This is a genomic window from Microcoleus sp. AT3-D2, assembly GCF_036705715.1.
Classification (GTDB): domain Bacteria; phylum Cyanobacteriota; class Cyanobacteriia; order Cyanobacteriales; family Microcoleaceae; genus Microcoleus.
Map to the genome: position 1 here is coordinate 21,452 of NZ_JAUBVE010000007.1, position 12,555 is coordinate 34,006.

6 protein-coding genes are annotated in these 12,555 nt (G+C 43.2%); 2 read left to right on the top strand and 4 right to left on the bottom strand.

Going from position 1 to position 12,555, the window contains the following annotated elements; translation table 11 throughout:
* Nucleotides 1-10 precede the first annotated feature (10 nt).
* From QUB44_RS04905 to QUB44_RS04915, 3 genes are read right to left on the bottom strand one after another with little or no spacing between them, the layout of a single operon-like run.
* The gene (locus QUB44_RS04905; RefSeq protein ID WP_333363852.1) at nucleotides 11-3,670 is read right to left on the bottom strand and encodes a helicase-related protein; all 3,660 of its coding nucleotides are present in this window, start codon (nucleotides 3,668-3,670) and stop codon (nucleotides 11-13) included.
* Nucleotides 3,667-6,705, bottom strand: coding sequence for a hypothetical protein (locus QUB44_RS04910; protein WP_333363855.1), 3,039 nt, complete (start codon nucleotides 6,703-6,705; stop codon nucleotides 3,667-3,669). Before QUB44_RS04910 ends, QUB44_RS04905 begins: the two co-directional genes overlap by 4 nt.
* A gap of 13 nt (nucleotides 6,706-6,718) precedes the next feature.
* Nucleotides 6,719-6,988: a YciI family protein gene (locus QUB44_RS04915; RefSeq protein ID WP_333053901.1), complete on the bottom strand. Its 270-nt coding sequence runs from the start codon at nucleotides 6,986-6,988 to the stop codon at nucleotides 6,719-6,721.
* Nucleotides 6,989-7,152: 164 nt separating this feature from the next.
* Here QUB44_RS04915 and QUB44_RS04920 point away from each other — a divergent pair, with 164 nt between their 5' ends.
* On the top strand, nucleotides 7,153-7,722 hold the full coding sequence (locus tag QUB44_RS04920) for a Uma2 family endonuclease (RefSeq protein ID WP_333053900.1): 570 nt from the start codon (nucleotides 7,153-7,155) through the stop codon (nucleotides 7,720-7,722).
* 156 nt (nucleotides 7,723-7,878) lie between these two features.
* Here the strand turns inward: QUB44_RS04920 and pheT are convergent, their stop codons facing one another.
* Entirely contained in the window at nucleotides 7,879-10,350 is a 2,472-nt protein-coding gene (gene pheT / locus QUB44_RS04925) for a phenylalanine--tRNA ligase subunit beta (RefSeq protein WP_333363858.1), read from the bottom strand.
* A gap of 533 nt (nucleotides 10,351-10,883) precedes the next feature.
* Between pheT and QUB44_RS04930 the strand changes: the two genes are divergently transcribed.
* On the top strand, nucleotides 10,884-12,515 hold the full coding sequence (locus QUB44_RS04930) for a serine/threonine-protein kinase (protein WP_333363861.1): 1,632 nt from the start codon (nucleotides 10,884-10,886) through the stop codon (nucleotides 12,513-12,515).
* Nucleotides 12,516-12,555 lie beyond the last annotated feature (40 nt).

The window sequence follows — 12,555 nt, forward strand, 5'->3', positions numbered from 1 at the left end:
CCTACAAGTTTCAGTTTACCTGCTTCGACAAAATTAAATTGAGCACGTTCAATTCGTTGGAACTTAAAAGATATTTATCTGTAAAAATCTTTTCTCGACTTTGCTCTAAACTGTAGCTTCTAAACACGATAAATGGGAAATCTCGATACTTGTGTCCGATCGGCATTACACTATCTACAGGGTAGATCGATCGCACATAAGCCGACAAAATATCCCGAAACCGCCTATCTTCCGGTTCTTCCAGTTGGCTGTCAGCAAAATACTCCTGCATCTCCTCCCCGCTGACAAAAGCAAACAGCGGTATGGCATAATAGCGATCGAACTGCTGACTCTGCTCTTCAAAATACTGAGTTTTCTCGACTTCGCTGTTGAGAAATTGCAAAAGCTCGATCGCACCTCCTCTAATGGCCGATCGTACATTCTCCGGGGACGAATCGCTATCCCTAATTCGATACATTTTGTCCAGCAACTTCTTCTCTAGACATTCCTTAATTTCTCGATGAAGCCGAATCTGGTACGTTTCTACCAAATTTTGCTTAGCTAGAGGTACGAGCAACAAACTACCGCAAACATGACCGATTTCTAAATTATCATAGCTCAACAAACCATCAAGAGGATTGCACTTTTCCAAAAACTTACGATTAAAATCGTCCCGCATTTCCAGATAAAAATCGCTCTTTTGACGAGAATTATCAGAATTTTTCAAAACATAATCCCCGCGACTCAAAAGCTGTTCCAGGCTCGTATAAACCTCCTTAAACAACATATTGCCTCGCTGGCTCTCGCTCTTTAATGTCTTAATTAGAGAAGCCATCTTGTTACTAAAAGTATCCCCGACTGCGGAAACCGACTTTCCACCAATCGGAATCATCAAAAACTTTTCCCTACCTAAATAACCGTATCCCGAAATTCGCGTCATCACCGCCGTCTTGAGAATTAGCAATAAATTCAACAAACTCAACTTGCTTTCTTGCAGGGAAAGTTCCGCATCATCAGCGTAATAAACTGCGGTATCAGATAGGTAAAAAACCAATTCTTTGTCTTCACCATCAAGGGTTTTACCGTTGTCATATTCTCCGCGTCCCCGATAAATCACCTGTATGACTTCCATCAGATTTTTCTCAATCTGGAAGTGAGCAATATCAACTAAAATATGCTTAGTTTTCGGGAAAGAAAGTCCACGACTTCCCGATGCAGTCATAAAGATTACTTTAGCTGTATTTTTGTATTCCTGTATTTTTTCTTTCTCCTCTTCCGAGATATTCGCGTGAATTTCCAGATAATCGGTAAAAGGCTCAAACTTTTCGCGACTATCTCTAATTTTATTAATTAATTCAGTTAATCTTTGCTTGTTCTGAATGTATACTATAATTTGTTCTACACCTGGGATTGCTAATCGCTGAGTGATATCCTCAATTATTTCCGACTGTACCCGCTTTACTAAATTACTATTCTGTTTTAAAGGCGCATCTTCCTGATACTTAACACTTTCTATAAATACCTTGTAAGTTATTTTTAAACTGCGCGCAGGGTAGGAATTCGCATTAATCACCTTTGCAGCTAGATTGTTAAATTTAAAAGGAATGACTTGTAAAGGTTGAATTTCTTCCGAATCTTTCGCTAACTTTTTAAAATAGATTTTGTCCGGTTCCGGTGACGTGTTATCAAGGTGTTGTTTGATGACATCGCAGTCCACAATCGAAGCATCTGCGACAATAATTTTAGTATTAACACCATGTTCCAGCTTGTGTAACTCATGTTTTTTGACAATCTTAGCAATTCCGGCTAAAAACTCAACGCCACCATCATCTCCCGTAATTTCATCTATCATAATGAAAATATGTTTGATACGGCTAGATATTTCTTGCATTTTTCCAGAAATAACTTTTTTGGCGATTTTATTGTAAGTATCTTGAAAAATTTTATCTAAATGCTCTAGGGTATTTTGTCGGTTTTCTTTCATCTTCACCGATTGAATAGAAACGGTAGCTACGATATTACTAGATACCCGCTCATTTATCAGCGCGTATATACCTTCGCAAATGCTCTTGAGCACTCCATTTCCTTTGGGATTAACGGGTTTAATTACTGTTTCTCCCTTTTTTTCAAGTTCTGATTGATGATATTCCGTCCTCTGAATTCCTGAATCATCCTTGAGGAAGCGAACAGTTTTTTTTGTGAAATCTTCGCGATATTTATTCGATGCGTACTTGACGGTACAGTGTCCTGAATTACTTTTGATGATATCGGCGTTAGTGTTGATACAAAATAATCGATCGTTGCACAGCAAACCAGTATTTTTATCTTTGAATTTTTCGATAATATCCAAGTTTACTTGCTTGCGGGGACTGACGTACAGAAATAAGAAACCGTCGTCGATATGGGTTTTGAGGAAATTGGCGATCGCAGTTGTTTTCCCAATTCCCGGATTCCCCGTCAAAAAGATATAAGTTTCCTCAGACTGAAGCGCTTTCACAATCAATTCAGCGTGAGCATTTCGCAGGTCTAATCCGCGAGAAATTTGCAAGTCATCTGCCAGTTTATCTGATATAATATCTATTGAATTAACAAAATCGTCTATCCGTTCTGTATGACGTACAGGTTCAGTGACATTTTTCCCAATTCCTAACAGAGAATTAACAAACTTTTTGCCTTCTTTAAAACTGCGAGCCGCGTTGAGTTGAATAACACCCAAAACTTCGGTGCGAGCATCGCTAATCTCTTTACCTTTCGCTTCATTCTGGTAAATTTGGGCACAAGTTGCTAACAACTTGATTTTGTCCTGGCGTAAGGAAATAGCGCTAATATTGCGATCGCCATAACCAACCACATTAAACAAAACCTCAGCATCTTGTCCCAGAATACCTGTTTGTTGCAGAAATCCATAGAAGCTGTGAGCGTAGCTACCCGCCTGAATCAGCTTAGCGCTTTCCTTATCCTTATACTTAAAAGCTGTAAAATAGCGTTTTAAATCCTCCGAGAAATCCACACCTAAAGTGCTGGTATCCATCCGCAGATTAGAAAACACACTTTTCGATCGCAAATAGCTAATTTCTCTCATCAAATATTTTCGTATCACCTCTATTTCATTGATATCCTCCGGTTTTGGAGCTAGCGTCGGAGAAAACACAGACAAATCAACGCAGAGAATTCTAAACTCATTTCCATACTGTAACAACATCAGCGTATCAGCCTGCAAAAACTCACCCTTTTTCGAGTAGCGGCGGATGTACGAGTTAATCTCATCATCTGATAAACTAAGTTGGGCAGTTGTCAACTGAGACAATAGCTCTTTAAACGCTTCTTTATCACCCTTGTTATAGGTTCTGATACTGTTAGCATCACTAAAACTGCACTGACAATACACAATTTTCAACCGCTGCAAATTCCAGCCAGTAGAGTTGACGTACTCCCGGAAAAAATTCAACCCACCCAAAAAACCTTTTTGGACAAAGAACAAACTCCATTTTTCAACTATTTCAGCATCTAAACTAGCCAGCAGATTGGCTTCTCTAACGATTTCCGCCGTCATCTTTGGCAATTTTAGCCTCTGCAAATCTAGACGGTAGGAATCACCAAAATTGTGACTTAAATTTTCCCGCTGAATATATGCCAGAATCCCGATATTGAATCCTACTTCAAACAGCCGTCCAAAATCTTCACTTATCATAATTGTGTACTTCCCTTAGTGACATTTAATACTTCTCTTACCTTATTCAAAAATGCCAGGGAGTTAAACTCAGCATTCCCGCGCGGATGACTAAACACAGATAAAGCACCAACGGATTCATCGCCGATAATATGAGCGTAGGGGTCAAGTTTAAAACTCATATCTTTTTTGCGAGCTTCATAGCGGTAAAAGTGAAAAATTGTCAAATAATGTAGCAACGTATCTTTAATTGCACCGTCGTAAATTAACCCTTGGTGAAGGTCTTGATCGTCCAGAATACCGTCGTATATATGCAACAAAGTCGAGTAAGAAATCACACCGTTATAAAAGTTTTTCTCCTCCTTTACCTTAAGTCCGTTAAACAAGTTAAAAAACATTACAGCTTGTTGACTGGTATCTGCAAACAAGCTCGAAAGCTCCATAGCATCCTGAATGTAAAAAGGTTTTCCCTTATCACCTAGGAAACTGCGGACATAGTATTTATCAAAAAACATCGGATAAATTTTGATATCTCGTCGCTCTCCCTTCAAAGTTCGGAGCAATTTTTTTGACATAAAAGACAATTCCTCGTCTTCCTCAGTCTTTGTAATATGCAGCGTACTCATGTAAGGTGCTTGCGAAATATATGCGAAATTCCGATATCCTTGCTGATAAAGCTGACTCATTGCATCTTCAAGGATTAACGGCTCAGAATAAAGGCGACTGACACTGTAATTTTCGGAAAAAGTTTTCAGCACCTGAACTTGAATTGCATCGTCTTCGAGGCGATTAATCCCGATAGCTTCTCCGATTAAACTAGCTGTTCTTTGGAAGCGGTTTTTATTACTTTTTTTCGCATCACTGTCGCGACTGGAAACAACAATGATTGCTAAATTATCCAACTCTGGAGATAACTGCACATTGCTAAATTTAAACTTTTTCGGCAGAATTGAATACATTGAACTCAAACCGTTATGAAGTTTGTAACTATTTGGATCTTCTTTAATACGAAATCCCTGAGAAGTTGATCGTTGTTTTTCACTCAAAATGTGAGATAATGTTTTGGAAAGGTTAGCCATAAATTTTTCTGAGGGCGAAGGGTTTTTGTCGTCACCTTCATGGAGCCTAACCATCGGAATAAATAAGTTTTTTGCAGTATTTTCGAGTAAAACTCTCAGGCAGATATAAGACAGCAGCAACATCGTAAATTTATACACAAAAGCCGCCGCCGGTTGTAAACCTTTATCACCGCTGTCTAGTCGTTTGTCGTCATAAGGAAACAACACTAATTTTGTTGTTAAAAAATGCTGCTTGTATATTTTTCTAGAACGATCGGCTTTAGGTGCTGAAAGCATCGGCAAAATATCGACACCTTTGATATTGTATTCCATGCTGAAATTTTGGCGTTCATCAGTAGGAAAATAGCGGACATCTTCGATAGTAATATTTATCGGTAGCTGACAGATTGCTGTTTCATCAACACTAGGCTGTTCGACGACAATATAATGCAGTGTCTGCTTGTAATTTCGCTCCAGAACTTCATTAAAAAATTTACCATTATTCAAAATATTGTCAATGTCTTCTAACAGACCTCTTTTGAGGTTTACGTGTCGCGTTTCTGTGCGGCTTGGCAAAATTGTCTGGCGTTCGAGAAAGCCTTTCAGCATTCTTTTAAGATGGGTGATTTTGTGCTTGATATTAAACTGATTAAACCCTTTAATAAAGTTGCGAAACAGCTCTTTTTTCGCCTCGTCGTCCGAACCTTGTAGGACTGGTAATACTCTCTGCTCAAATATGGCTATCGGGTGATGATTCAGCTCAGATTCAGGGTTGTAATTTTGTGCGAGTGGGTCGCTCCGAGAAGCAAACACAAAATAGTACAGCAATGCTATTTTTAACACTTTGCGGACGAAGGTTTCGGTATTAGCATCTTCGGTAAGTTCTGCTTTGTGTTCCTCACTATCGGGATTTAGTAGATTCAGATAATATTCAAATGCTTCTTTTCCGCCGCGCGATTGAACTGGGTTGTTAAATTTGATTTTGAGACCAAAGATAAATTTACGTTCGTTCCGATGATTGTCCGTGCTTTCTCCCAAGTAACCTTCTACCAGAGGAATAATTGGCAGCGCATCTAAAAATTCCGATCGCGCAAAAATCTCTCTGTAATTAACTCTAACACCAGCATAATTGGCAGCATACTCGCCATCGGCTTTACTGCTGTCGTTGATGTAATCTTCTATCAATCTGAGACGACGAATCAAATCTTTTAAATAGATGATTCCTACAGTATCTGTGCTGCTAGCGCTGATGTGTTCCAGCAGATACTCCAAATAAGTAATCTTGGCTTCTTTGTTAATTTTTCCTAGGGTTTCTTTGTCTACCAGTCGGATCAATTTATGAAAATCCGAGTATTCATTATTAACCATCTCATCAAGACGATGGTTAAGTTCTTGCCTATCGTCGCTATTCTCGGCATTTTCCCTAATATAGTTTTCTAAACCCTCCTTTAGCTGTTGTTGAAAAATATCGGTATTTCGTACCGCAATAGTCAATTTATGCAGTTTTAAAGTCCCAGGACTTCCAGAGGCTCGGCGTTCCAAAGTTAGCTTTTCTTTTTCTAAAGAAGTGTGGCGAGTACCAAAATCGTATTTGAGACCTAACTTTTTGCCGTCTCCCTGAAAAGAGGATGAATCTAAAGGAGTGATTAAGCTAGCGACAAACTTTTCAATTGAAGTATTTTGTGGGAGCAATTTAGATGCTAAGTGCTGCCGCAAACACTCTTTAATCTGCCTGACTCGATCGCCAAAAATCTCCTCAACTTCTGGCGGAAAATTAACCGTAGCAGCATCTGCTTGACGTTCATAGGAACCCAAGGGTGTCAGCACTTGCATTTTTGCAACATCAGCAGCAATGGCATCAATATCTATGAGCAGACGGCGGCGGTCATCTGATATATTAAACGGATTGTTTCCCTGCAAAACTTCTAAAATCTTGTCCAGCAAATCGCCATAGTCAACTGGAACTAAATCGCTGTCATCCAATCTTAAGATGTTCACCCTTTTAACCCCTTCAAAAAGCTTGAATCCATTCTTTCACGTCGTACTCAGTCCAAACCCCATTTACCCAATAAGGATCGGATTCCACCAATTGTCGCACGGCCGCCTCATCTTCCGCTTCGTAAATTGCAAAAACTTTTGTTAAATCTTTTGTAGGCCCGATCGTACTTAACACGCCCGATTCCTTCTGCTTAGCCAATCCGGCTAAATGAGCGTCTCGAAACGGAGCGCGTTTTTCGAGAACGTCTTCGCAGTAACTTCCCCACATTACATATTTGGTCACGGTTTTGAGCCTTAGATGAATTTGTTTAAAAGTTATTGTACAATAAGAGTAAGAGGATTTGACGAGTTTTTATAGGGTAAAATTGATTAACCGCAGAGGGCGCAGAGGTCGCTGAGGAAGAGAGGGGAAGAAGAGAGAGGTTTGTTAGAGAGAAGGAGGTTACTATGACTTTATTAGACATTCGTCTGCTGACAGTTCATGAATATGACCGGATGACGGAAATTGGTATTTTTGACGAAGATGAACGGGTGGAATTACTAGCAGGACAGATAGTAAAGATGGCAGCAAAGGGAACAGCTCACGGTGCGGCGATTGCGCGCACGAAGATATTATTGGATAACCGTTTAGGAGAACAGATTTTTGTGCGGCTGCAAGACCCGGTTCGGATGAATAATTACTCGCAACCTGAACCGGATATTTCTGTAGTTATACCAGATCCACTTTACTATGAAGACCACCATCCAATTCCTTCAGAAATTTATCTGATTATTGAAGTTGCGGATACTACGCTGAGAACGGATTGCGGGATTAAAGCGAAAATTTATGCTGAGTCGGGAATTACTGATTATTGGGTTTTGGATGTGAATAATCGGCAACTCCACGTTTTTCGAGAACCGAGTCAGGATGGTTATCAAAGTCGGGTGATTCTTGCGGATGGTGATAGTATTTCTCTTTTGCGGTTTCCTGATAGTTCTTTTTTTGTGCGGGAGATGTTGCGGCCGTTAAGTTATTAACTTGTTCAACAAATTTAGGACTCGCTTGGCCACAGAAACCGGGTTTCTCTGTTAATAGTTGGTTGATGGCGGTACATCTTGGAAGAAACCCGGTTTCTTAGTCTTTGCGTGTAAGAAATCGAGAGAGGGCAGGCACTTTTAGCACCGCCCCTACAATTAGCTTCTCAAACTAACGCCGAATTTCTCAACTAAAACATCGCGCACTTTTTGTTGGGCCGGTTCGACATCGGTTTCGCTCAAAGTTCGATCGCCCGCGCGGTAAATTAACCGAAAAGCCAAACTGCGCTGTCCCGCCGGTACGTTGTCGCCCCGATATTCGTCGAACAATTCCACTGAATCCAGCAAACTACCCGCCGCCTTTTTCATCGCACTCTGCATCTCAACAACCGGAACTTCAATCGGTGCGAAAAACGCAATGTCTCTGTCAGAAGCGGGGAAACTCGAATAATTCGCGAATTTGCGAGTTAAGTTGTGCGATCGCCCTAATTCACCCAACAGCACCGCTAAATCTAATTGAAACACGTAAACCTGCTCAGGCAAATCCTTTTCCTGCTGCAATTGCGGGTGCAACTGTCCAAAAACCCCTAAATGTTTCCCGTTTAACGATAACGCAGCCGTGCGGCCAGGATGCAAGCGTGTATTAGAGGAATCGCTTTGATATTCCACCGACAAACCCAACTCTTGAAATGCGCTTTCCAAAATACCTTTTGCCTCAAACCAAGTCAAAGGTCGATCGCGCCCTCCCTGCTGCCATTTCCACACAGTCGGATCGCCGCCAATAATCCCCGCAACTGCATCGGCTTCCTTCTTTGTGGGGAGTAGGGGTTGGGCATCCTGCCCGCCCTCTTCCTTCCAGAAAATGCGGCCGACTTCAAAACCGTTTAGCGCCCCATTTCCCTGTTCCAAATTGTACTGAAAAGCATCAATCAAACCCGACAGCATTTCAGTCCGCAAAGCCGAATACTCCACAAACAGCGGATTCGCCAGCACCACCTGATTGTCTCCCTCAGTTTTCACTAAAGAATAGTGCATCAACTCCGTCAAACCGGCCGCCCGAAAAGCCGATCGCACATTCCGAATTGCCGCGTATTCCGGTGACAGATAACCGGGTTCCGTTTTGCTGGGCAAAGTATCGCAGAAATTGTCATAACCGTGGAGTCTGGCAACTTCTTCAATTAAGTCAATTTCCCTTTCTAAATCGCGGTAACGGTAAGGAGGAACAGTTATCCCAAACACCCGTTCTTTTTCCGTTGGAACAACTTCGCATCCCAAGGCTGTCAGAATATTTTTTACCTCTTCCGGTTCCAGATATTTAGAACCGCCCGTTTGTCCTCTTTTCAACTGCCCCAAAACCAGATTTACTCGGTCTAAACGCAATTCGAGCGATCGCGAAAAACTCAAATCCTCGCCCGAAATCGCCGTTTTCTGCACCGTCGCAGCGCCTCCAGCCAACTCCAAAATTAGGGCAACAGCGCGGTTGCAGGCCGTCGTCAAGGCCGCCTGATTCACCCCCCGTTCGTAGCGGATCGAAGCCTCGCTCCGCAGGCCTTGAGCGCGCGCAGAACGGCGAATCGTTGCCTGGTCAAAAATCGCGGCTTCCAAAACTAAATTTTGCGTTCCTTCGTGAACTTCCGTATCTTCGCCACCCATTACCCCAGCTAAGGCAACGGGTTTGTCGCTAGCCGTAATTAACAGATTTTGAGCTTGCAAATTGCGGTTTTGTCCGTCCAAAGTTTTGAAGGATTCCCCTGATGAAGCAAAGCGGACGCCGATGCTGATATCTTGAGTACCCGTGAAAGATTGTAGGCGATCGCGATCGAAAGCGTGCAGCGGTTGTCCCCATTCCAGCAAAATGTAATTAGTTACGTCAACTACATTATTAATTGGCCGCACTCCCGCCGCCTGCAACCGCTGCTGCAACCAAGCTGGAGAAGCAGCAATTTTCACACCTTCAATTGCCGTGCCGATGTAAATCGGGCATCCTTGCGGTTCGGATATTTCTACTGCCAAACCAGGAGTTTCTTTGCCCTCAATCGCCACACCATTCGCTTCGGGAATTCTCAAACTCGCCCCAGTCAGCGCCGCCACTTCCCGCGCTACACCCACCATGCTCAAAGCGTCAGCCCGGTTGGCCGTTGCTGTCAAGTCTAAAATCACGTCATCTAAACCCAAAAGCGGGCGAATATCGCTGCCCAATTCGGGATTTTCTAACTCAAAAATGTGAATCCCGGCTGACTCTTTAGATAGTCCCAATTCTGCCAGGGAACAAATCATTCCTTCGGAAGGAACGCCCCGCAATTTAGCAGGTTTAATCTTTAAATCAATAGTCGATAAATAAGTGCCGACAACAGCGACAGGCACGTAAATGTCGGCTCTAGCGTTGGGTGCGCCGCAAACAATATTCAAAGCTTCACCAGAGCCGACATCCACTTGACAAACTCTCAATTTGTCTGCATTCGGATGCTGTTCGCAGGCGATGATTTTGCCCAAAATTACACCGCTTGCCCACGGGCGGCGGTCTTCGATATCTTCGACTTCAAACCCGGCCATTGTCAGGGTTTCGGCTAATTCTTCCGGGGATATCGACACATCCACCAATTCCCGCAGCCAGTTTAGAGAAATACGCATAATTTAGTCAGTAGTTAGTTGTCAGCGATCGGTAGTTATTAGTCATTAGTCTGCGCCGGCAGGCTTCGACTGTGCAGTCACAGAATTGATTCGGCAAAGCCTTTACTACCATAACAATTTAAATTTGTCAATAGTTTTGCGGTATACATAAGCAAAAACGAGCGATCGGCCCAAAGGTAGATGTCTACTGGGGGATGAGTAGCATTCTCATTCCGAGAATGAGGTATGCTAGATACATCTAACAAGGCAAAAAGCACTTAAGTTTAGAAAGACTTTACACAAAAAAGCACAACTTTAGCAAGTCTTTAAACTATCTTCAAGGATAATCAACCGAAAAAACTCACTGCAGCGAGATAATCAAAATAGGGAAAAGATATCGGCATAAAAGACTTAGGTGCAATTCCAATTCGCAATCGAAGGCACGGCTTGCCGAAACCTGATAGATTAGTATGTCTACCAGAAGCAGGAACAGGCTATTTGTGCAGTCGAGCGGCGCTGACAAGATCAGAACAACATAGGCAAACTCAATCAATATGAGCTACTGCGTAAATCCGGGCTGTCCCCATCCTCAAAACCCTGCTGACTCTATTCTTCAGTGTCAGACTTGCGGCGCGCGGTTATTGCTGCGCGCTCGCTACCGAGTTATTGAACCGTTAGGACAAGGAGGTTTTGGAGCTACTTTTCTGGCAAAAGACATCTCTTTGCCCGGTCAACCGAGTTGTGTAGTCAAGCAACTGCGACCCAGTAGTTCGTCGCCGCGAGTTTTAGAAATGGCGCGGGAATTATTCAAGCGAGAGGCAAAAACCCTCGGCCAACTGGGCGACCACCCGCAAGTACCGAGGCTGCTAGACTATTTTGAAACCGAACAGCAATTTTACTTAGTTCAAGAGTATGTTAGAGGCTCGACTTTGAAACAAGAAGTCAAGCACTCAGGCCGTTTCAACGAATCTGACGTTAAAAATTTTCTATTAGAAATTCTGCCAGTAGTGCAATATATCCACAGCCAAGGAGTAATTCACCGAGACATCAAACCCGCAAATATTATTCGCCGAGTTCAAGACGGGCACTTAGTTCTGATTGATTTCGGAGCGGTAAAAGACCAAGTTAGCCAAACAATATTATTAGACCCCGCCGACCAAAGCGCCAACACGAAATTTTCAGTCGGCACATTTAGTTTTGCTCCGCCGGAACAAATGGCGCTGCGGCCGATATTTGCCAGCGACATCTACGCGGTGGGGATGACTTGCTTGTACTTGTTGACAGGAAAGTCGCCCAAGGATTTAGATTTTGATGGAGTAACCGGCGAAATTGTTTGGCAGCCCCACGTTCAGGTAAGCGCATATTTTGCGCGGATTCTCGAAAAAATGCTAAAGCCGATGGTTGGCCACCGCTTCCAATCAGCAGCAGATGTCCTCAGAGCTCTCTCTGGCGAATTTGAAGACCCAAGTCTTGTGGATGGCTTGGCAACTCAATTCAACGGCTCTTCTCGTGCTGTTGAAGAACCGACAATATTTAATGACGAGGGTTCTTCGTGGTCACGGCCTGAGAGCAAAATTAATCAAGATTTACGATCGAACCACACCCGCGCTGGTAGAACTTCCTTCAGCCAATCCGGGAACACGGGGATGCAGCCGAGAGTTTCCCGGACTCTGGCTGAGTCCGGCAGAACTTTCGGAACGGTTGGACCTTCTAGCGGTAATTTAGCAGCGTCAAAGCTATCGAAAGTTGCTCCTAAGTGGGACACCAACAGCGTGCGAGCGGCATATTTTAAAGGCAAGCGTGATTTTGCTGACTGCGAACTGTCGGGTTTGCAACTGCAAAAAGCGCAGTTAGCGGGGGGGAATTTTTATCAGGCTAGGTTGGTGAAGGCAAATTTGCAAGCAGCGGATTTGTCGGGGGCGAATTTGGGTCACGCGAGGTTAATTCAGGCGAATTTGCGAGATGCTAATTTGACTGAGGCTTATTGCAGCACTGCCAATTTTGAAGGGGCGGATTTCCGAGGTGCTGACTTGACGGGGGCTTATTTGACTAAGGCAAATTTGCGGGGAGCAAATTTGTGCGGGGCGAATCTTACGAACGCTACAGTTTCTGAGGAACAACTGGCAATGGCCAAGACCAATTGGCTTACTGTTAAGCCGGATGGTAAGCGGAGTTTTGGATTTTAAGAAGTCATGGGGCATGGGGCATGGGGCATGGGGCATGGGG